This window comes from Acinetobacter uliginosus (assembly GCF_044130295.1).
Lineage (GTDB): Bacteria > Pseudomonadota > Gammaproteobacteria > Pseudomonadales > Moraxellaceae > Acinetobacter.
The window spans coordinates 1-21,311 of the sequence record NZ_JBIQOC010000020.1 but is presented as its reverse complement, the minus strand read 5'-3'; the positions used below and the strand labels follow the sequence as shown (position 1 = coordinate 21,311).

Sequence of the window (21,311 nt, the reverse complement as noted above, 5' to 3'; positions counted from 1 at the left end):
TTCATTAAAAAAATGCTTTATTCAGGAGTTAACATGATTTTATAAACTATATTTTTTAGAAGTCATTTTTTAATTATATTAGATAAATATAGTACGATTATATAAAAATATCCCGAAGCCAGTAAGATTAAAATCTAGCAATAAAATTTTAAAATATTTCAACCGATTATAAATAATAAAGTCAGATATTTATCTAATAAATATCTGACACTAAAGTTTTATCTGAAATTGCAATCAATATTGATCGGCTTTAGTGATTCGTTTCAATGCCGGATTCAAGCGTTCACGTTCTAAACGCTCAACATGAGTCTGCTGTTTCCGAACCGGTCGGCCATCCTGAAATAAAATCATCTCTCCTGGTACAAAAGCGTTCCAGGTTTCATTTTGGGTTAAAGGTTCTGTGGTAATGACGGCGACACGATCTTCTGGAGTCGTCACCTGACTGAAATCAACTTCAACGTCCAGATCAATCAATTGTGCCGGTTTAAAAGGATATTCACGTACCAGCCAGTGCAATTTGGTAATTGCATACGTAAAGAGTGCCTGACCGTTCGATAGACAGAAATTAAAGGTACCATGTTCGGCTATTTTTGGAGAAACTTCAGCCAATAAATCGAACACCTGATCGAGTTTGGGTTCATGATAACCAAACTTAAGTACCAGTTGATCTAATAAATAACAGAATGCGCGCTCACTGTCGGTATTGCCGACCGGAGTAAAACGCCCCGATAAAGTTGGATTAAAGTCATGTAAATCACCATTATGGGCAAAAATCCACTGCCGCCCCCAAAGCTCACGGCTAAAAGGATGTGAATTTTCCAGATTGATTTTACCTTGGGTGGCTTTACGGATATGTGCAATCACATTGCGTGATTTAATGGGATAATTACGGATCAATTCAGCAATCGGCGATTCAACTGCGGATTGATTATCAACAAAAAGTCGGCAGGCTTTATCTTCAAAAAAGGCAATGCCAAAACCATCACAATGGTCTGATGTAATGCCAGCACGCTGAGAGAAACCACGAAATGAGAAAGTCACATCCGTTGGCGTAGCACAATTCATTCCGAGTAACTGGCACATAATCTTGATCAAATAGCAAATACATGATTTTTCTATTTTGCATGACTGGGCAGAGGGTTGCAAATCTCAATTCACGATAGTCATCACGATTTTATGTATTAAGACAAAATTGAGATTTCAATCATCAGTCTATTGAGCGGGTCAAAATAGTCGCCATAAAAAAGCCTCACAAGGAGGCTTTTTAAAATCACGGTTTAATGCTTGGCACGGTTGGTAATTAAAGTTCCTACCCCATGATCGGTAAAAATTTCCAATAAAGTGGCATGTGGAACACGGCCATCAACAATATGTGCGCTGACCACGCCACCTTTGACTGCATCTAGTGCACAGCCCACTTTTGGAATCATGCCGCCATAAATCACACCCGTTTCAATTAAACGGTCCACTTCCTGGGTCGTTAAACCCGTCAGCAGGTTTTTATTTTCGTCCAGCACACCGGTAATATTGGTCAACAGAATAAGTTTTTCTGCGCCTAGAGCTTCAGCGACTTTACCTGCCACCAAATCGGCATTGATGTTATAGGTATTACCTTCTTCATCGACACCCAGAGGTGCAATCACAGGAATGAAATCACCTTGGGTAAACATTTCCAGAACATCGGTTTTCACACCAACGACTTCCCCCACCAGACCAAGATCAATCTGCTTAACCGTACCATCTTCAGCGGTTTTTTCCATCAATAACTTCTGGGCACGTAACAGGTTACCATCTTTACCGGTCAAACCAATGGCACGACCGCCGTGCTGATTGATCAGATTAACGATGGATTTATTTACGCTACCACCTAGGACCATTTCCACCACTTCCATGGTTGCAGGGTCAGTCACGCGCATGCCATCAATACGGTCAGATTCACGTCCCAATTGTTTCAAGAATGAATCGACTTGAGGCCCACCGCCATGCACCACGATTGGATTTAAACCTACAGTTTTTAACAATACAATGTCACGTGCGAACGAGCTTTCCAGCTCCGGATCAGTCATTGCGTTGCCACCATATTTCACAACCAGCGTTTTACCTGAAAAACGTTGAATGTACGGCAAAGCTTCGGTCAAAACTTGTGCTTTGTCGAGGCCGGTATGTTGATATGGCATTCACCTCTCCTTATTGAGCATCTAAAATGTCTTGTGCGATTTGAGGATATCGGTCACTTAACATGGAAACAAATGTGTGTCGAATATCGTTTAATCTTACAGGATTATCCGCATCAAAACGCACTGTAAAATATTCACCGGTATTCGATGCCCGAATAATGCCAAATCCATCTTCAAAATCAAGTCGTACACCATCAATTTTACTTAATTGCGCATCAAAATCATGACTTTTCATTTCAACATCATGTAATACCGCTGTTGGTTCTTCACTATGGGTACTAATGTAGAGATCTTCAGTACAACTGCGTTCAGGATAAGCCAGCAATGCTTTTGATAGCGTTAAATCCGGTTGTTGACTTAAATATTCGAGAACACGTAAGGCTGCATACAAACCATCATCATAGCCAAAACCGCGCCCATCATTAAACACATAATGACCGGCGTATTCTCCGCCAAACACCGCTTTGCCTTGTGACTTCGCCATATAGCTGCGTAAAAAAGAACTTCCGGTACGGATCATTTTGGCCTGTCCACCTAAATGACGAACCGTATTAGCCACCATGGTCGAACATTTGACATCAAAAACCACTTCATGACCGGGATGGGTCTTCAGGCATATTTCTGAAAATAAAGACAGCAACCGATCTGCGGAGATTGTCGTACCATTTTCGTTTATTAATACCAGACGATCACCATCACCATCCAGAGCTATACCGATATCGGCTTGTTGTTCAAGTACGGTTTTTCGTAATTCAACAAGATGTTTTTCTTGTGAAGGATCGGGTGCATGATCGGGAAAATGACCATTGGCTTCACAACGAATCAGTGTCAGGTCGCAGCCCATTTTTTTTAGCACTAAAACGGCACAGCGCCCTGCTGAACCATTCAAACCATCCAGTACCACCTTAAAAGGTCTTTTTAACTGAATGTCCTTCAATAGCGCATGTTGATATTCAAGACAATATTTAACCCCAATTTCATGCTGCATGGGTTCAATCAGAATTTTTTCTTCTGGAGCAAAAATCGAGCAAGCCGCTAAAGCTACCTGTTGAATCTGATCCGGACACGGCGGTTCGCCTTGAATAATCCATTTCACGCCATTATCTGTTTTGGCATTATGACTGGCAGTCAGCATAATGCCATTACCCTCAAATTGACGTGCAATAAAATACAGCAAGGGAGTCGAACAACAGCCAATAATTATGGCATGCAGCCCTTTTTCTTGACACACTTGTCTGATAATTTCTGCATATTGGGGACTAGTTAAGCGCGCATCGTAACCAATAGCCAGTTGAGTTTGCCCTAACTTTTGATATTGCATCACCAGTCCATAGGCAATGGCTTTGACAAGTTCAGGCGTCAAAAGTGATATGTGTCCACGAATATCATAGGCACGAAAAATTTGTGATGGGAATTTTTTATTTTGTAAATTCATAATTATTTCTTCTATTTACAATAATTTATGAAATAAAAATTTATGAAAGGTTTAAGTGGATCCAAATTTGCCAGTCCATCATGTCAGGGAGGAGATTGTTCATTCACATTCTAAAAGCATTTCATCTTTTTAATCAATGATAAAAATATAGTAAATACGTATACAAATATAAACTATATATTTGAAATATAAATATATTATTAATTAAAAGAAAGGAATGAAAATAAATTCTATTTAAAAACCAATTACCTAAGTAAACATAGAAAAAATAACATTAAGTATAAGAAATCCCCCCATCAATACAATATTAAAAAATATTCTAAGCAGTTCATTTTATTATAAATGTGATTAATATTTTAAATAAGATTATTTCTAAAATGAAACCTGATAAACAAAATATAGCTGCTTGTTCATCAGGTACTCCATCTTAAAACTAAATCAGGGCTTAACCTTTACCGGTATGGCCAAAACCGCCTGCACCACGTTCAGTCGCTTCGAATTCATTCACAATATCAAACTGCGCTTGAACAACAGGAACCAGCACATACTGCGCTAAACGTTCACCCGGTTGTAAAGTAAATGCTGTTTGGCTACGGTTCCAAACCGATACCATCAATTCACCTTGATAATCTGAATCAATGAGGCCCACCAGATTGCCTAGAACAATCCCATGTTTATGCCCCAGACCTGAACGCGGCAAAATTAAGCCAGCAAAATTTGTATCTTCAATATAAATAGCCAAACCGGTTTTCACCAATACTGTTTGACCCGGTTCAATGACAGTCGCTTCATCGACACAAGCACGCAAGTCCAAACCTGCTGAACCCGAAGTCGCATAGGTAGGCATCGGCCATTCATTGCCTAAACGTGTATCGAGTACTTTCACTTGAACTTTCATTTGTTTTTTCCTAATTGCATAGTTTAAATGTTGCATGGTTTAAATCGTGAATTAACGCTTGATTAGGGCGCGTAAATTTTCCAGATAATGCTGGGCTTGTAATTTTGGATCAATATTGCCTGCCAATTTTTTCTTGCGACCTAGCCATTCCAGTTCATCTTGCGGTAATTCATCCAGGAAGCGGCTTGGGGTCATCTGTTTCATCTGTCCGCCCGCTTTACGCTGCTCAGCCAAAGTAATGGTCAAACCTTGACGGGCACGGGTAATACCCACGTACATCAAACGGCGTTCTTCTTCCACGGTTTCGGCTGCAATCGAGTTTTTATGCGGCAGAATTTCTTCTTCCAGTCCAATCAGATAGACATAAGGAAATTCCAGACCTTTGGATGCATGCAAAGTCAATAAATTCACTTTATCGGTATCTTCTTCTTCTTGCTGCTGCTCCAGCATATCCAGAAGTACCATTTTACGAATCACGCTTTCAATATTCTTGTCATCCACATCTTCAGCGCGGTTAATTAGACTCTGAATGCTGCTATACAGCACTTCAATATTATCCAGCTTGGTTTTTTCCTGCGCTGGCGTTGCTGCGGATTCCTTGATGTAATCGATATAGCCTGCTTCCTGCATCATCTGGCGAATAATTGGCACAGGCTCGTCATCATCTAGTAAATTACGGGTAAAATTTCCAATAAAATCAGAAAATTCAGCCAGTTGTGTAGTCGCTTTTTTCGGCATCACCATGGTCAGGCGCTGATCACCTGCCGCTGCCAGCAATGACAAATGATTTTCCTGTGCAAATAGACCTAACTTTTCTAAGGTTACAGGTCCAATGGCACGTTTCGGCGTGTTAATAATCCGTAAAAATGCACTGTCATCTTCAGGGTTAATAATCAGACGCAAATAACTCATGATGTCTTTAATTTCTGCACGAGCAAAGAAAGACTGGCCCCCGGAAAGCTTGTATGGAATTTGCATTTGACGCAGCTGTGTTTCTAAAATACGGGCCTGAAAATTACCGCGATACAAAATCGCATAATCCTTCCAGTTTTTCCCATTCATCAGCTTATGGGTGATCAGATCCTTCACTACGCGTTCGGATTCATCATCATCATTACGGCAAGTAATCACGCGAATCACTTCACCGTGACCTTTATCCGACCAGAGTTTTTTATCAAAAATATGCGGATTATTGCCAATCACCGTATTCGCCGCTTTCAAAATACGGCTGGTGGAACGGTAGTTTTGTTCTAATTTAATGACTTTTAAATTCGGAAAATCTTCCTTCAACAAAGCCATATTTTCAGGCTTTGCCCCACGCCAGGCATAAATGGACTGGTCATCATCGCCTACCGCAGTGAACTGTCCCATCACACCGACCAGCAGTTTCACCAGAATATACTGTGCGGTATTGGTATCCTGATATTCATCCACCAGCAGATAACGCACCCGGTTCTGCCATTTATCTCGGACTTCAGCATTTTCCTGCAATAGGCGAGTTGGCATCACTATCAGGTCGTCAAAATCCACGGCATTATAGGCACGCAAGTTGCGTTCATAAAGCTGATATAAATGCGCAAACTGGACATCTTCAGCGGTTTCACAGGTGGTATGTGCTTGTTCCGGTGGAATTAGGTCATTTTTCCAGTCCGAAATCATCTTCATTGCCTTGGCAATGAGTTCTTTACTTTCCGCGCCGGATAAATTATCACGGTGCATTAAATCCATCAGGATGCGCTTACAATCATCGGCATCCAGAATAGAAAAATTATTTTTTAATGGGGTATGTTTGAGTTCCAATCGGAGCAAATTCAGACCAAAGGTATGGAAGGTCGAAACAGACAGACCTTTGGCTTCTTCACGAGACAATAATTTACTGACACGCTCCTTCATTTCGCGTGCTGCTTTGTTGGTAAAGGTCATGGCCGTGATCCGATGTGCCGGTATACCGCAATTCTTGACCAAATGCGCGACTTTTCGCGTAATTACCGAGGTTTTACCCGAACCTGCCCCTGCAAGTACTAACAAGGGCCCTTGAGTGTATTTCATAGCTTCAAGTTGCTTGTCATTCAGTTGACTTGCCGACGACATAGGATTTCCTCGTGTTAATTGGAGCTCGATTATAGTCATCTGCGCCCAACTTGCATAACCTAAAATACAGATTTGACATTCATAAAAAAAACCACCCGAAGGTGGTCTTTTCAATTCATCATGAACTTATGAAGAATTATTGAACCGCGTAAATGCTGATTTCTACACGACGGTTTTGTTCACGGCCTTCAGCTGTCGCATTTGATGCGATTGGGTTCGCTGAACCTTGACCTTGTGCATTAATACGCGTACGTGCCACGCCCTGACCGGCCAGATAGTTAGCTACTGATTGAGCACGCGCTTGAGATAATGGAATGTTAATCGAGTCATTACCCGTGCTGTCTGTATAACCTGTTACAAGAATACCGCTCTTGTTGTCTTCAGTCAGTGTTTGCGCAACTTTGTTCAAAGTCGCGTAGAAGTTCGGTTTGATATTTGATTTATTGGTATCAAAGGTAATGTTACCTGGCATAATCAGGCCAACAGAACCATCCGGATTACGTGTAACATCTACACCAGTACCCGCCATTTGTTGACGTAATTTTTTCTCTTTATTGTCCAGATATACACCTGTTGCACCGCCTAATACAGCACCAATTGCTGCAGCACGGTTATTTTGAGCGCTTGTATTTGCGTTACTTTTAGAAAGACCATAACCCGCAGCTGCACCCACTATTGCGCCAATTGCTGTTTTATCGTATTCCATACCGCCAATGTTGTTGCCAGTTGTTTGACAGCCTGATAGTGCCAATGCCCCTGCTACTGCTGCTGAAATGACTAGTGCACGCATCGCATGCCTCCTTCTTGTGTTTTATCGTATGCTGGAATAATGAATTAAAAAAAATCGGCATACCATTGATTTTTTGTAAATAATACATTGATTAGTTACATTTTGTAATATTTCTTATCGATCTTCAGAATAACTTACGCACAATTTCTTCATACTTGTATGAATAGACTTTTTTATTTTAAATTCTGCAATTATATTGAATACTGCATAAAAACATTTGATGATTTTCTTTTAAGGCCTTTTTTTATATGTCATCTCAAAATACCAAGCAACCGATATTAAAAAAAATATCTCGCGGGCTTACTGTCGGATCGGTCATTACTGGAAGCACTTTTTTTCATGGACCACCTGTACTCGCTTTGGGATTAACCAAACTCATTAAAAAATCACGAAAAGTAGACGAAACCAACATTCAAATTACCAACAGCTGGCTCAGTGTCAATAATTGGCTGATCGACCATGTATTGCCCAACTTAAAGTGGGATATCACGATTGAGGAAGGTTTAGAGCTCAGTATGCAAGGCCGTTACCTGATGACCTGCAACCATCAAAGCTGGGTGGATACTACGGTAAATCAATACTTTGGTTTAACCCGCATGCCACTTACCCGTTTCTTTACCAAGTGGGAACTGATCTTTATTCCTTTCGTCGGGCAAGCCTTTAAAATTTTGGGCTTCCCGATGATGAAGCGTCATAGCAAGGAACAGATAGCCAAAAATCCGGAACTTAAAACCCGTGATATGGAAGAATCGCGTAAAGCATGTGAACAGTTATTAAGTCAACCTTTTACCTTATTGAACTATTTGGAAGGTACGCGCTTTACGCCAGAGAAACATGCACAGCAGCAATCACCTTATAAGCATTTACTCAAACCTAAAGCGGGTGGCTTAGCCTTGGCCCTCAACATTTTAGGTGACAAAATTGATGCGCTGGTCGACATGACTATTGTTTATCCGGATGGTGTCCCAGGTTATGGCGATTTCTGGCTAGGAGAGGTCAATCGCATTGCGGTGAATTTGCGTAAAATCGAGATTCCAGACTGGGTATTAGGCGGTAATTATGAAGATGATGCTGAATATCGTGAACGTTTTCAACAATGGGTGCATGAACTATGGACTGAAAAAGACCAGCTGATTGAACGCATGCAGCAAGAATTGGCTGCGAAAGCTTAAGCATACCTAAGGAAGAAAATGAAGCAAGACGACCAGATTAAGCCCCCAACTTTTTCTTTTGTAAAAAAAGGCACCTGGGGATGGAAAGTCGCACTGGGCTATGACATTTTTATGATGATTCTGATCATCATCAACCTGTTCTGTCTTAGTGCCAATGCCATTCTGATGAGTGATTTTGGCGGCTGGCTGTTTGACTTCATTCATCTTCCCGAGCTGTTGCAGTTTTACCGTAACTCATTGCGTCCCTGGGTCATCATTACCGAAAGCTGGTTTACCAGTTTTCTGGTCATTGAACTGCTGGCCCGCTGGATAATTGCGGTCGTTGGGCAACATCATAAGCGCTGGTTTTTCTTTCCCTTTATTCACTGGTACGAAATTCTCTCCATTATTCCGCAGCTGCGTTTCTTACGTTTATTACGTGCCGGGGCCATCGGCTACAACCTGCACCAGCATGGTTATAAAGTCATTCCGGACGCTTGGTATCGGCGGGCTAAATTCTATTACCACATGGTGCTTGAAGAACTCACCAGCCGTATTGTACTTACGGTCTTAGATGGCATAAAACGTGAACTCTCGACCAGTACCACACATAAAAAACTGATTGAAGATCTGGTTGCCCATCACCGTGATATGTTTGCCGCTGCCCTGGCGGATATTTTGCAAGAGTCTTTAGGCAAAGAGCTGCAAGCGCAAAAAATCATGATTGCTGAAAATATCGGCGACATTGTCAATCGTGCCATTGAAGACACCCCTGAACTGACCCAATTATTGCGCCTGATTCCGATTGTGGGGGGACGCATTGAGCAACAAATCCAGAGCATTGGACAACGTTTGGGAGAAAATATCACCCTGGGGCTGATTGAACCTTTTGCATACGGTCATAAAAATGAAAAAAATCTGGCATATTTAGAAATTTCAAATAAAATCAGCCAAATACAATTTGAAAATAATACCCATGTGGAAAAACTGGTGGAATCGGCTGTTTTTGAAAGTTTAGAAGCCATTCGCCAGCAAGTGAAAATAAAACAATGGCAACAAATCCTGGAACAGCATGATCAAGTTAAAGAATGATCATGAGATTAAAAATATTGAAAACGTGGCTAGAGAAAAGCTGCAATTTGTTCTAGCATTTGCTCTATTTACAACATCACTTCGACATAAAATTAATGAGTCAGAAGTCTTAAGGAATAATTATGGCTGATATACGGATTACAGGCAGAATGGTTAATTTTACCCGATTAACTTTTGACACCAATGATCACAATGCAATCCGCCAGCAATTGACTCAAATGCTCCAAGAAACTGCTTCTCATGGCACGCTGGTCATTATTGACAGCACGGTAGAACAGGAACTGATAGCACTGATTCAGCTATTAATCAGTCTGGATCTACAGCCGATGGGCGTGATTGACGGTATTCTTTCCGATGAAGCCCGGGCCATTCAGTTTCCTATTCTGCCCGCAGACAACAAACCCTTACAGCGTATTAAAGCGACCAAAGAACAAGTGGTTGAGGCCAAACCTGAAGTTGACTCTGCCCTGCCCCAAGATGCTGAAGAAGAGCCCGTCAAACCAGCTCGTGTCATCAGCCATGTGACCTCTTATCACGATGAAATTTTGCGCACCGGTCAATGCCTAGTTCAGGATCATGGCGATATTATTCTTAACGCCGGAATCAATAGCGGCTCTGAAGTCATTGCTTCAGGAAATATACATATTTATGGTAGCGCACGTGGTAGAGTCATCGCCGGCGCAGGCGGGAATGGTACAGCGCGGATTTTCTGCCATTCACTGGAAGCAGAACTGGTATCAATTGCAGGGACATATTGTGTGGCGGATGACATTCCACAACATGTCCTGAAAAAATCTGTCCATATTTACTTGAATGATCATCAAGAACTTGTCTTTGAAGTTCTCGAGTTTTAATGTATAAATAAACACCAAAAGCCCCATATTTAAAAAGGGGGTTTGAACCATAACAGGAGTGGATTCGGTGGCGAAAATTGTTGTCGTAACATCAGGCAAAGGTGGTGTAGGTAAAACTACTACAAGTGCATCTTTTGCAACAGGTTTAGCCCTTCGTGGTCACAAAACTGTTGTGATCGATTTTGACGTGGGTTTACGTAACCTTGATTTAATTATGGGTTGTGAACGTCGCGTTGTTTATGATTTTGTGAATGTATTGAATAACGAAGCGCGTCTTCAACAAGCGCTTATTCGTGACAAAGATATTGAAAATTTATATATTTTGCCTGCATCACAGACCCGTGACAAAGATGCCTTGACCGATGAAGGTGTTGCACGCGTTATGGATGAACTTTCTCAAGAATTTGATTACATTATTTGTGATTCGCCTGCAGGGATTGAACGTGGTGCCATCATGGCCATGTATCATGCAGATGAAGCGATCATTGTGACTAACCCGGAAATTTCTTCTGTACGTGACTCTGACCGCATTATTGGTATGCTGGACAGCAAAACCAAAAAGGTAGAACAGAACGAAGGTCGCATCCGTAAGCATCTTTGTATTACACGTTTCAACCCTGAACGTGCCGATAAACAAGAAATGTTAACCATTGACGATATTTCTAAAGATATCTTACGTGTCCCTACACTAGGTGTGATTCCTGAATGTAAGAGCGTACTGCAAGCATCTAACGAAGGTAAACCGGTTATTCTGTTTACTGAAGAAGCTGCAGGTCAGGCTTATGATGACCTTGTAGCGCGCTTTTTGGGTGAAGAACGTCCTTACCGTCATATTGAAGTCAAACCTAAAGGCTGGTTAGCAAGACTATTTGGAGCGTAAGAAATGGCAGGATTCTGGAGTAAACTTTTTAGTAGTGAGGATAAACCATCAAGTGCACAGACTGCTAAAGATCGCTTAAAAGTCATTGTCGCCTCTGAACAGGGTCTAGGCAAACGCTTAAGTCAGGAAAAGATTGACCTCATGAAGAAAGAAATCATGCAGGTGGTCAACCGCTATGTCCGTGGTGTAGATGAACAACACATTCAAATGTCGGTTCGTTCTGAAGCCAATATTGAAATGTTAGAAATGAATATCAATTTGCCTGAAGAGCGATAATCTGAATTTTGATTAGTCAAGCAAATTGAATCAAGGCAAAATATGAGGCTTGCTGAACTGGTATTTTATCCCATTCAGCTCACTTGAAGCATAGCTTCAAGTCTTGCGACTAGGCAAAGCCTTAAAGCACTGCTTTAAGTTTGCTGGTCTAGCCTCATATTTTGCCTTTTTTAATCAGTATACCAAGGAGATTGCGATGGCATTATCTCAGCCAGCAACGTTCAATGAAGAATGGTCAGATGAGCGTGTATTTGCCTACTTAACTCAGCTACCTCCTGCAGGCGTGAATGCTGATTTTCATGTGCTTTATCACGCATTCAAGCATATGCGTCCAAATGATTATGAGCGTTTACTGACTCAATTCGTTGCCGATGGCCGTGATGTCAATGCCACCAATCCTGAAGGTCAACGCATTCATGATGTGATTGCACAGTACCCGCGCCAAAGCGAAGGCTTCCTGGAAGTACTTGCCAAGTTTGCTTAAGTAATCCATAAAATACCTGGCAGTTTGCATAGAACAGCCAGGTATTTTTTTATCACACTCATTTTCTTTTAAGCGTTTTATTTTAAGCCAGCAAGAGCATCAATGCAGGAAAAGTCACGGCAAAACAGAGGGTCTGCAAGCTAATCACGGCCGCCATTAATCGATGATCGCCTTGATACACCCGGGTCAGAATATAAGAGGCAGAAGCGGTCGGCAAACTAAAAAACACCACCAGAATCATGCGCTCTAAATGACTTAGATGAAAAGCCCAACATACTGCAAATGCCAAAATGGGCATGATGAGCAAACGCCCAAACACATTCATCAATAAACGATAGATATTTGTTCTGAACTGATCAAATTGCAGTGCTGCACCGACTGACAGCAAGCCCAAAGGCAAACTCATGGCAGCCAGCAGTTTAAATAGCTGCTCAACACTTTGCATGACGCTCAAATCCAGAAGATTAAAACCTACACCTACAATACAGCCGAGAATTAACGGATTTTTGCTAATCGAAATAACGGTTTTTCCAAGAGTTTGCCAGCTCAAGGTCGATAATGCCAGTACCGATAAAATATTCACTAAAGGAATCGCGACAGCGATCAGCATGGCAAACATTTGCATGCCTTTCGGTCCAAATAAAGATGCCATGAGCGACAGGCCGATATAGGTATTAAAGCGCACCTGGCTTTGCATATACACGCCAAAACGCTGTACCGGAATGTTATAGATTTTTTTGACCACAAAAAGAGCCATCGCTGCCAGCAAGATTATCAAAATCAAGATTCCCAGCATGCTCGATACGGTAGCCATATCCAGCTCGACATGAGATAAATTCAAAAAGAGCAAGCTAGGAAACAAGATAAAATAATTGAGCTTTTCAGAGTTTCCCCAAAATTCATCTGTGAGAAAACGCGTCTGTTTAAGTAGATATCCCATTGCAATCAAAATGATCAATGGAAATAGCGCCATGACAATATTCATGCTCTATCTGTATCCTTAATGAAATATTTCAGTCTTTTCCTGAGCTGCATGATACTTTTGTTTTTAATGAATATTCACTTAATTTACCTGATATCTTCCAATTGTGCTCAAGAAAAAGGCCTGCATTTGCAGGCCTTTGGAAGATATTTACACTTAAATTAAAATATCACGTTTACCGTTGGCACCCATACCGCTGACGATGCCATTTTCTTCCATCTGGTCAATGATGCGTGCAGCACGGTTATAACCCAGGCTAAACTTGCGCTGTAGCGAAGAAGTGGATGCCTTGCGGGTTTCCAGCACAAAAGATACACATTGGTCATAAAGCGCATCACGGTCTGAACCACCATCACCCTCTTCAAAACCACGTGAAGTAGGCTCTTCATCATAAGGCGTCAGAATCTCATCCACGTAATTTGGTTCACCACGCTCCCGCCAAGCATCACAAATACGGTTCACTTCGTCATCGGCAATAAAGGCGCCGTGCACACGTTCGGGTTCAATCTTGCCTGGGCCGAGGAACAGCATGTCACCATGACCTAGCAAGTCCTCTGCACCACCAGCATCCAGAATGGTCCGCGAGTCAATTTTCGAGTTCACACGCAGTGCTACGCGGGTTGGAATATTGGCTTTAATCAAACCGGTGATCACATCCACCGAAGGACGTTGGGTCGCAAGCAACAGGTGAATTCCCGCAGCACGAGATTTCTGCGCCAAACGGGTAATCATTTCTTCCGCTTTTTTACCCACCTGCATGATCATATCAGCGAATTCGTCCGCTACAATCACAATGGACGGCAATGGAGTCAGACGCGGTGCACGTTCGCCAACAACCGATTCGCTGGCTTTCCAGGTAGGATCAAACAGTTCTTCACCATTGGCAATTGCTTCTTCGACTTTGCGGTTATAGTCGCTGAGCTTACGGATCTTCAGAAAAGACATCAGCTTATAGCGACGTTCCATTTCATTCACACACCAGTTTAAGGCGCTGACCGCATCTTTCATGTCGGTCACGACCGGCGTCAATAAATGCGGAATATCATTATAGTTCGCCAGTTCCAGCTGTTTCGGGTCAATCAGGATCAGACGCAACTGATCAGGCGTGTACTTCAATAACATCGACAGAATCATCGAGTTTACCGCAACCGATTTACCCGAACCGGTTGTACCGGCGACCAGCATATGCGGTGCCTTACCCAGTTCGGTAATTACAGGATTACCCGAAATATCTTTGCCCATGGCCATAGAAAGAATGCCATTTGGATCTTCAAATTTTGGTGTTTTGACCAGTTCAATCAAACGAACCATTTCACGGCTGCTGTTCGGCACTTCAATTCCGATATAAGGCTTACCCGGAATGACCTCAACCACACGTACCGATGCCATAGACATAGAACGTGCCAAGTCACGAGAAATATTGGTCACTTTTGACGCTTTCACCCCAGGTGCCAAATCCAGTTCAAAACGTGTCACTACAGGCCCAGGCTGTGCTTCGACCACTTTGGCTTTGACATTGAATTCCTGTAACTTAATTTCCAGCAACTCAGACAAGCGCGCCAATTGTTCTGCCGTAAAATTGACCTTTTTATTCGGGTCAACCTTATCCAACAATTCCAAACCTGGTAGCGGAGAAAGATCACGACGCTTTTCTGCGACTTGCATCGCGCGTGACATTGGACGGCCACTGGCATCGGTCAAAGGCGCATCCAGATCAAAATCATCCTCATCCAACTCAAACTCATCGACAGGTTTTCCAGCGGTTTCCTGCCAAACTTCACGGAAGGCATCTTTGTTGGAAGCAATCAAGGCCTTTTCATCTTCGGAAATGGTGGATTGCGACTGCAATTGAGTATTGATTTCTGCACGTACAAAGGCTGAGGATTGAGCATAACTACTCGTGGTACGTGCCACAGGTGCCGCTGGCTCCAGCTGATCTATCTGTAAATTATCTACCGGTAAATCATCGACCAGCAGATCATCCAGCTCATCAAACTCGTCATCCAATGCACTATTTTTAGACGTACTGTTGAGTTGTGGTGACGCCGCAATATTCACAGAGGCCGCCGCCACCATCTTTTCTTCATGAATGACTGCTGCGGGTTCTGGATTTACAGGATTAAATGGCGTATGTACATCTGTAGCCGTTTTTCCACCCGGCACAGCGGCAAGCAATTCGTCAAAGATTTCGTCATCATCCCAATCCAGGTTTTGCTTCGAGGTCTGGGGAGTTGTGGCGACAGGTTGCTCATGAACAAAGGCTTGTAAATGGTCATGTGGTGTATGAGGCCCAGATTCTTCAGCCGCTTTTAACAGTGCATCAATATCCTGTTTATGTTTCTGGTTGTCATCGGAATGTAAGGCACGCCAGACTTCACCTGTAGCCACGACACGCTGTGTATTCTGTTCCAGACGATGGGCCTTTTCTAAAATCTGTTCAAATTCTGCCTCGTCTTCATCATCCATCAGCTGTTGCTGTGCAGACTGCTCTCTTTCAACCATGTCATTAAACAGGCGCTCTGCAGCCGGATCTCGAACGATTGGGGATAGTTCTACTTCCTTATGTTCGGCGACTACTGATACTTTTTCTGTGGCTGTTTTTTGCTTATTATTTAGCAATGATTTTTTGACTTCAGGATTTGTCCGGTCAAATGCAGATTCGGCTTCCGGCACATTTTTATAAAATAAGTCCTGTAAATAGGCAGGGGTTGCTCTGAGGGTGTCCCAGGTTTTGTTCCACTTCACCCCAAATGCAAAGGTGAATAACACAAACCAGAACAGTAGCAGGAAAAGGGTTGCGCCATAAATGGTTAGAATCTGGGTAAGGCTTTGCCCCAATTCATACCCAATGATACCGCCCGACGAATTGTCCAGCGTATCTGCCGGCACCTGCCAATACAGATACAACAAACTTGCTGTCGCCAGCAAAATAAAGAACTGTGCAGCATAGCGAAAAGGCTTATTCAAAAAGCTATACGGCCACCAGACCTGAATTGCCTCAACAAACAGAAAAATTGGAATGAGCAGACTTGCCCAGCCTAAAAAACCGAACAGTAAATCTGCGATCCACGCTCCGGCAACCCCACTGGCATTCGACACCTGCTGGGTATCACTGGAAATGTGCATCCAGCCCGGATCAAAAGGCGTATAGGTCACTGTTGCAAGGAATAAATAAATTCCAAATGAGACTAAAAATAATGTCTTTATTAAGCGCTGTGCATAAACACTCGACACCGCAGTCATATACTGTCCTGTAACCAATTTTTCATTCATGTTTTTGTAAGAAACTAAGACAAAATAGTTTCACAATAAACGCGTATTATGCACCTGTTCCACAAAAAAAGATGCAATATTATGTAGTGGCCGCTGCTTAGAAATATACCAGATTGAATATCTAGCACAGCACTATTGTTCTATATAGCTCAAATCGATTTGCATGATCAATAATATCGACTTTAATCTCACACCACTGTTATACAGTTTCACGTATAATTCCACAAATTTCTAAATAAAAAAGGATGCAGCGGATGAGCGCACGTCACTCAAGACTGATTATTTTAGGTTCGGGTCCTGCTGGCTATAGCGCAGCAGTCTATGCAGCGCGTGCAAACTTGAAGCCTACCCTGATTGCAGGCTTGCAACTGGGTGGACAACTCACGACAACCACTGAAGTTGACAACTGGCCGGGTGATCCGGAAGGCCTGACCGGCCCTGCCCTGATGGAACGCATGCAAGCCCATGCCGAACGTTTTGGCACCGACATTGTCTATGACCATATCAACGAAGTGGATTTAAGCGTTCGCCCGTTCGTTTTAAAAGGCGACATGGAAGAGTTCACCTGTGATGCCCTCATCATTGCAACCGGTGCAACGGCTCAGTATCTGGGTCTTGAATCTGAAGCTAAATTCATGGGTCAAGGTGTAAGCGCATGTGCAACCTGTGATGGTTTCTTCTATAAAAACCAGAAAGTGATGGTGGTCGGTGGTGGCAACACTGCTGTAGAAGAAGCGCTTTACCTATCGAATATTGCTTCACATGTAACCCTGGTTCATCGCCGTGATTCATTGCGTTCTGAAAAAATCCTTCAAGATCATCTTTTTGCTAAAGAAAAAGAAGGCAAAATCAGCATTATCTGGAACCATCAGGTGGAAGAAGTCTTAGGTGATAATAGCGGCGTAACTTCTGTACGCCTACAGTCTACCCAAGATGGCTCTAAACAGGATGTAGACGTTACGGGCTTGTTTGTTGCCATTGGTCACAAACCGAATAGCAGCATGTTTGAAGGTCAACTTAACCTGCGTGACGGTTATATCCAGGTACAAAGCGGTACTGCAGGTAATGCCACTGCTGCCTCTGTAGCGGGTGTATTTGCTGCAGGCGATATTGCCGACAGTATTTACCGCCAGGCGATTACTTCAGCAGGTTCAGGCTGTATGGCTGCACTGGATGCCGAGAAATATCTAGATGCTTTGGCTGACTGATTTAAATAAATCAATTCAACTCAAAAAAACCGTCCTCTTTGGGCGGTTTTTTTTTGTATGATAAAAATCATAAATGTTTATTGCCAGTTACTCTTCTCGTTCAGGCTGAATCCCATGCATCCATTATCTCCCTCAGACTTCATTTTCCCCGACCCCATCGAGGCTGATCCCGATGGCCAGGGATTAATCTGCATCGGTGCTGACCTCTCCCCTTCTACGCTTTTTGAAGCCTACACCCATGGCTTATTCCCCTGGTTTTCTGAAGGTGAACCGATCTGCTGGTGGAGTCCGGAACCACGTTGCATTATCCGTCCGCAGGATTATCATCCAAGTAAGTCATTAATTCGCAACATGAAAAAGTTTGATTATCAAATCACGGTCAATCAGGCTTTTGAACGGGTCATCCGCTCTTGTGCCCTGCCGCGCAGCTATGCCAATGACACCTGGATTTCGGAAGACATTATTGAGGGATATTGTCAGCTGTTTGAAGCTGGTTATGGCTATAGTATTGAGGTATGGGATGAAGGCAAAGTCGTTGGTGGATTGTATGGCGTGACCATTGGACACGGCTGTTTTGGTGAGTCGATGTTTAGCACGCAAACCGATGTCTCAAAAATGGCGTTTTATACTTTAATGCTGATTGGACAGGAAAATAATTTGCCCTGGATTGACTGTCAATTGGTCAATGATCATCTACTCAGCCTGGGAGCCTGTACACTTTCTCGCCAAGCATATCTTAATTCGTTACAAGATGTTGTAAAACAGTCCGCTATCGATTGGAAAAAATATCAAGAGGGTGTATTTTCAAGTAAAACAATAGCGCAAAAAGCGCGTTTAATGGAATGAAAATAAAAGAGGGATTGCCATGAATTCGTATCACCCAAAGTCCCTGCTCAATGATTTACAGTATTACATTACGCCACCGCATAACTGTAGTTATCTGGAACAAAAATCGGCACGGATGGTCTTTTTAGATCCTGCCCATCGCATTGATGTGGTCAGCCTGTCTGAACTTTCACGTCTGGGGTTTCGTCGTAGTGGCGATTTTGTCTATCGTCCTGAATGCCATCTCTGCCGTCAATGTTTATCTTGCCGCGTACCTGTTTCCGAATTTGAAATGAACAATACGCAAAAGAAGGCATGGAAACGTAATCAGGATCTGACGGTCAAAATTACCCGCACAGCCGATGCTTCCAACATTCATTATCAGCTCTATGAACGCTACATCAATGAACGTCATGCCGATGGTGATATGTTCCCACCAAGTCTGGACCAATTCGAAAAATTTTTAGTACATAGCTGTACGGACAGTTTCTTTATCGAATTCTGGAAAGATGACAAACTGCTGGCTGTTTCTAGCTGCGATCCGCTAGATGATGGAATTTCTGCGGTCTATACCTTCTTTGATCCTGATGAAAGTCGCCGTTCTCTAGGGGTTTTTGCCGTACTCAAACAGATTGAACATGTCAGAGCTTTAAGTTTGCCTTACGTCTATCTAGGCTATTGGGTTCCGCATTCCGATAAAATGAACTATAAATCGCAATATGTACCTTTGGAACTGTTGATTGATGGGCAATGGCGACGCTTAAACCGCTTGCTGAACCCTGAAGAAATTCAGCAATTGGGTAACTCCCTGATGACGACATTACCTTCGGGCTGGAACAACCCCATCATCAAGTAATATCACCATTCCTATTTAAACAAACTTGCAAAATCATCTGTGCATGCTTTCACCATAATGATGGCATGCTCTTTTGATCCATCCGGATTTGGATAATAATTTTTACGTAAATCGATTTGATGAAAATCTGCTTTTTCATACAACTTGATTGCAGGAGTGTTAGACTCCCGTACTTCCAGAAAAATTTGTACGGGATTATTTTTCAGCATAGCAAGCGATGCATCCAGTAGCTTAAAACCTAGACCTTTGCCCTGCTGAGATGGATCAATCGCCATCAACAGCAAATTCGCTTCATCCAGCACAGGTTGTAAAATACAAAATCCAACCACCCGACCATTTTGTTCAATCACTGTGCTCTGATAACTACTGACAGCTTCTTCAAACTGTTTAACGCTCCAGGGATGGCTTTGGACCAATCTTTCAATCTTTGCTACAGTCGACACATCCGCAGCTTGCATCAAACGAATCATCTTCGTTCATCTTATATAAAATTAACCCTCGCATTATAAAAACTTTGTGATAAAAATCGAGTAAAAAAAAGAGCAATCATTATCGCTCTCTCATTTTTCAGCTTAAAAGGCTAATTTAGCCTTCCATTTTTCCAGTAAACCGTGGGTATCGACATCATTCGGATGGAAACCGGGCTTGAAATACCACAACATTTCCTTACCCATACCGGTAATCACGCCTTTAGATGGACTATAGGCATAGCTATAAATCTCCTGTAGTGAATCAAGGTTAAGCTGTTGATCCTGTTTTAAAAGACGTGCAAGGAAATAACTTTGTACGATAAATAAAGTGGCCATTGCAATCACCAATGAAGAAGTGCGCAGAGCATATGACTTCAATCCCTTACCAAAGACTTCTTCGAATACATCATATGCCACTGCTTTATGTTCATTTTCTTCAATTGCATGCCACATCCACATGGTTTTCATGGTTTCATCGGTCATGAGTTCCTGGATATGGGCATTGCTTAAAAGCTGCGATGCTATGGTCGCAGTAAAATGCTCAAGCGCCGTGGTTGCAGTCAAATCCACCATTTCCTGAGTAATACCCACAGGTTTAGCTATTTTCACCATCAATTTACGTGTGGTCTGAATCACTTTATCAGTATAGCGATCTAAGGTCTCCACATCATGCCCATATCTTTGTGCTGATACATTAAAAGCCACATGTTCCTGGGTATGCATAGCTTCCTGGCCAATAAAAGCAGAGATTTCCCTTTGTAACTCTACATTGTCTTTTAAGGCAGGATGATGACGTACGGCACGAACACTGTCGATAAAAAATTGTTCGCCTGCAGGAAACAACGCTGATAGCGCTGTCATAAAGTGTGTCAACCCGGCTGAACCATTCATCCAGTATTCCGGGACGTGTTCAAAATCAAAGTTCATGCGGCGTACAGGAAAACTGGCACCGGCACGATTGCTCATATTAACCTTTGCATTCATGATGCTTTACTCCTATCTAGCAACGATATAACTAGATTCACTTTTGTTTTTCTTGATTGTTATATTACGTGTTTAAAAACTTGCTATAAGTGCAGATAGGGTCAGGAAAATATCAGTTTAGGACATGAGGAAAAATAAAGCACTGCTTTATTTTGACGCAAGGGAACAAGCACTGCTTTGTTCCGACGCAAGAGAAAAGCACAATAAGTCAAATTATTTTTTTCGACGCAAGGAAATAAAGCCCTGCTTTATTCCGAGGTAAGGAATAGGACAATAAATTATCACTTCTTTTGTGCCACAGAAAATCACCCGACTTAAAATATAATTTTAAGTATAGAAAATAAAAACCATAAAAAAAGCGTCCCAGAGGGACGCTTTTTTTACACAATCAATACTTATGCAGTTACTTTAGCAACAACACCAGCACCAACTGTACGACCACCTTCACGGATCGCAAAACGTAGACCTGGGTCCATTGCGATTGGGTGGATCAATTCTACTGACATTTCTACGTTGTCACCAGGCATAACCATTTCAACGCCTTCTTTCAAAGAAATCGCGCCAGTTACGTCAGTTGTACGGAAG

At 42.5% G+C, this 21,311-nt stretch carries 20 protein-coding genes; 9 read left to right on the top strand and 11 right to left on the bottom strand.

Features of this window, described 5'->3' with window-relative positions; all coding sequences use genetic code 11:
- Positions 1–234 precede the first annotated feature (234 nt).
- The 6 genes from ACE01T_RS06010 to ACE01T_RS05985 all read right to left on the bottom strand — a co-directional run bounded on the left by ACE01T_RS06010 (position 235) and on the right by ACE01T_RS05985 (position 7,391).
- Entirely contained in the window at positions 235–1,083 is an 849-nt protein-coding gene (locus tag ACE01T_RS06010) for a class II glutamine amidotransferase (RefSeq protein ID WP_086196422.1), read from the bottom strand.
- A 194-nt stretch (positions 1,084–1,277) separates the two neighbouring features.
- Positions 1,278–2,177, bottom strand: coding sequence for an acetylglutamate kinase (gene argB, locus ACE01T_RS06005; RefSeq protein WP_166171144.1), 900 nt, complete (start codon positions 2,175–2,177; stop codon positions 1,278–1,280).
- A gap of 10 nt (positions 2,178–2,187) precedes the next feature.
- The gene (locus ACE01T_RS06000) at positions 2,188–3,612 is read right to left on the bottom strand and encodes a phosphomannomutase/phosphoglucomutase (RefSeq protein WP_180082809.1); all 1,425 of its coding nucleotides are present in this window, start codon (positions 3,610–3,612) and stop codon (positions 2,188–2,190) included.
- Positions 3,613–4,057: 445 nt separating this feature from the next.
- Positions 4,058–4,510, bottom strand: coding sequence for a dUTP diphosphatase (dut, locus tag ACE01T_RS05995; RefSeq protein ID WP_166171142.1), 453 nt, complete (start codon positions 4,508–4,510; stop codon positions 4,058–4,060).
- A gap of 51 nt (positions 4,511–4,561) precedes the next feature.
- Entirely contained in the window at positions 4,562–6,601 is a 2,040-nt protein-coding gene (locus tag ACE01T_RS05990) for a UvrD-helicase domain-containing protein (protein WP_180081849.1), read from the bottom strand.
- Positions 6,602–6,737: 136 nt separating this feature from the next.
- On the bottom strand, positions 6,738–7,391 hold the full coding sequence (locus ACE01T_RS05985; protein WP_086196426.1) for a YiaD family glycine zipper/OmpA-like lipoprotein: 654 nt from the start codon (positions 7,389–7,391) through the stop codon (positions 6,738–6,740).
- Positions 7,392–7,639: 248 nt separating this feature from the next.
- Between ACE01T_RS05985 and yihG the strand changes: the two genes are divergently transcribed.
- The 6 genes from yihG to ACE01T_RS05955 all read left to right on the top strand — a co-directional run bounded on the left by yihG (position 7,640) and on the right by ACE01T_RS05955 (position 12,128).
- Positions 7,640–8,563, top strand: a complete 924-nt coding sequence (yihG, locus tag ACE01T_RS05980) for a 1-acylglycerol-3-phosphate O-acyltransferase, YihG family (protein WP_180081847.1) — start codon at positions 7,640–7,642, stop codon at positions 8,561–8,563.
- Between the two features lie 18 nt (positions 8,564–8,581).
- Positions 8,582–9,634, top strand: a complete 1,053-nt coding sequence (locus ACE01T_RS05975) for a preprotein translocase subunit SecA (RefSeq protein ID WP_180081845.1) — start codon at positions 8,582–8,584, stop codon at positions 9,632–9,634.
- Positions 9,635–9,756: 122 nt separating this feature from the next.
- Positions 9,757–10,488, top strand: coding sequence for a septum site-determining protein MinC (gene minC, locus ACE01T_RS05970; RefSeq protein ID WP_180081843.1), 732 nt, complete (start codon positions 9,757–9,759; stop codon positions 10,486–10,488).
- Between the two features lie 67 nt (positions 10,489–10,555).
- Positions 10,556–11,368 (top strand): septum site-determining protein MinD, encoded by an 813-nt coding sequence (minD, locus tag ACE01T_RS05965; protein ID WP_086196430.1) that lies wholly within the window; start codon positions 10,556–10,558, stop codon positions 11,366–11,368.
- A 3-nt stretch (positions 11,369–11,371) separates the two neighbouring features.
- The gene (minE, locus tag ACE01T_RS05960; protein ID WP_086196431.1) at positions 11,372–11,644 is read left to right on the top strand and encodes a cell division topological specificity factor MinE; all 273 of its coding nucleotides are present in this window, start codon (positions 11,372–11,374) and stop codon (positions 11,642–11,644) included.
- A 196-nt stretch (positions 11,645–11,840) separates the two neighbouring features.
- A complete protein-coding gene (locus tag ACE01T_RS05955) occupies positions 11,841–12,128 on the top strand; it encodes a PA4642 family protein (RefSeq protein ID WP_086196432.1) in 288 nt (95 codons plus the stop codon).
- A gap of 82 nt (positions 12,129–12,210) precedes the next feature.
- On the opposite strand, the gene ACE01T_RS05950 is transcribed toward ACE01T_RS05955, so the two are convergent.
- On the bottom strand, positions 12,211–13,113 hold the full coding sequence (locus ACE01T_RS05950) for an AEC family transporter (protein ID WP_395518920.1): 903 nt from the start codon (positions 13,111–13,113) through the stop codon (positions 12,211–12,213).
- A 153-nt stretch (positions 13,114–13,266) separates the two neighbouring features.
- The gene (locus ACE01T_RS05945; RefSeq protein WP_395518934.1) at positions 13,267–16,353 is read right to left on the bottom strand and encodes a DNA translocase FtsK; all 3,087 of its coding nucleotides are present in this window, start codon (positions 16,351–16,353) and stop codon (positions 13,267–13,269) included.
- Between the two features lie 284 nt (positions 16,354–16,637).
- Here ACE01T_RS05945 and trxB point away from each other — a divergent pair, with 284 nt between their 5' ends.
- The 3 genes from trxB (at position 16,638) to ACE01T_RS05930 (ending at position 19,272) form a co-directional block, all read left to right on the top strand.
- On the top strand, positions 16,638–17,591 hold the full coding sequence (gene trxB / locus ACE01T_RS05940; protein WP_395518919.1) for a thioredoxin-disulfide reductase: 954 nt from the start codon (positions 16,638–16,640) through the stop codon (positions 17,589–17,591).
- A gap of 114 nt (positions 17,592–17,705) precedes the next feature.
- Positions 17,706–18,437 (top strand): leucyl/phenylalanyl-tRNA--protein transferase, encoded by a 732-nt coding sequence (gene aat, locus ACE01T_RS05935; RefSeq protein WP_395518917.1) that lies wholly within the window; start codon positions 17,706–17,708, stop codon positions 18,435–18,437.
- 19 nt (positions 18,438–18,456) lie between these two features.
- Entirely contained in the window at positions 18,457–19,272 is an 816-nt protein-coding gene (locus tag ACE01T_RS05930; RefSeq protein WP_166171126.1) for an arginyltransferase, read from the top strand.
- Positions 19,273–19,283: 11 nt separating this feature from the next.
- Here the strand turns inward: ACE01T_RS05930 and rimI are convergent, their stop codons facing one another.
- From rimI to ACE01T_RS05915, 3 genes are all read right to left on the bottom strand, one after another.
- A complete protein-coding gene (gene rimI, locus ACE01T_RS05925; protein ID WP_395518916.1) occupies positions 19,284–19,742 on the bottom strand; it encodes a ribosomal protein S18-alanine N-acetyltransferase in 459 nt (152 codons plus the stop codon).
- A gap of 102 nt (positions 19,743–19,844) precedes the next feature.
- On the bottom strand, positions 19,845–20,726 hold the full coding sequence (locus ACE01T_RS05920; RefSeq protein ID WP_395518915.1) for a metal-dependent hydrolase: 882 nt from the start codon (positions 20,724–20,726) through the stop codon (positions 19,845–19,847).
- A gap of 395 nt (positions 20,727–21,121) precedes the next feature.
- Positions 21,122–21,311 (bottom strand): EF-Tu C-terminal domain-related protein (locus ACE01T_RS05915; RefSeq protein ID WP_489752749.1); only part of this gene is annotated, 190 nt, incomplete at its 5' end.

Coding starts and splice junctions, on each gene's coding strand:
- ACE01T_RS06010 (WP_086196422.1), bottom strand. CDS start 1,083: ATGTGCCAGTTACTCGGAATGAATTGTGCTACGCCAACGGATGTGACT.
- argB (WP_166171144.1), bottom strand. CDS start 2,177: ATGCCATATCAACATACCGGCCTCGACAAAGCACAAGTTTTGACCGAA.
- ACE01T_RS06000 (WP_180082809.1), bottom strand. CDS start 3,612: ATGAATTTACAAAATAAAAAATTCCCATCACAAATTTTTCGTGCCTAT.
- dut (WP_166171142.1), bottom strand. CDS start 4,510: ATGAAAGTTCAAGTGAAAGTACTCGATACACGTTTAGGCAATGAATGG.
- ACE01T_RS05990 (WP_180081849.1), bottom strand. CDS start 6,601: ATGTCGTCGGCAAGTCAACTGAATGACAAGCAACTTGAAGCTATGAAA.
- ACE01T_RS05985 (WP_086196426.1), bottom strand. CDS start 7,391: ATGCGTGCACTAGTCATTTCAGCAGCAGTAGCAGGGGCATTGGCACTA.
- yihG (WP_180081847.1), top strand. CDS start 7,640: ATGTCATCTCAAAATACCAAGCAACCGATATTAAAAAAAATATCTCGC.
- ACE01T_RS05975 (WP_180081845.1), top strand. CDS start 8,582: ATGAAGCAAGACGACCAGATTAAGCCCCCAACTTTTTCTTTTGTAAAA.
- minC (WP_180081843.1), top strand. CDS start 9,757: ATGGCTGATATACGGATTACAGGCAGAATGGTTAATTTTACCCGATTA.
- minE (WP_086196431.1), top strand. CDS start 11,372: ATGGCAGGATTCTGGAGTAAACTTTTTAGTAGTGAGGATAAACCATCA.
- ACE01T_RS05955 (WP_086196432.1), top strand. CDS start 11,841: ATGGCATTATCTCAGCCAGCAACGTTCAATGAAGAATGGTCAGATGAG.
- ACE01T_RS05950 (WP_395518920.1), bottom strand. CDS start 13,113: ATGAATATTGTCATGGCGCTATTTCCATTGATCATTTTGATTGCAATG.
- ACE01T_RS05945 (WP_395518934.1), bottom strand. CDS start 16,353: ATGACTGCGGTGTCGAGTGTTTATGCACAGCGCTTAATAAAGACATTA.
- trxB (WP_395518919.1), top strand. CDS start 16,638: ATGAGCGCACGTCACTCAAGACTGATTATTTTAGGTTCGGGTCCTGCT.
- aat (WP_395518917.1), top strand. CDS start 17,706: ATGCATCCATTATCTCCCTCAGACTTCATTTTCCCCGACCCCATCGAG.
- ACE01T_RS05930 (WP_166171126.1), top strand. CDS start 18,457: ATGAATTCGTATCACCCAAAGTCCCTGCTCAATGATTTACAGTATTAC.
- rimI (WP_395518916.1), bottom strand. CDS start 19,742: ATGATTCGTTTGATGCAAGCTGCGGATGTGTCGACTGTAGCAAAGATT.
- ACE01T_RS05920 (WP_395518915.1), bottom strand. CDS start 20,726: ATGAATGCAAAGGTTAATATGAGCAATCGTGCCGGTGCCAGTTTTCCT.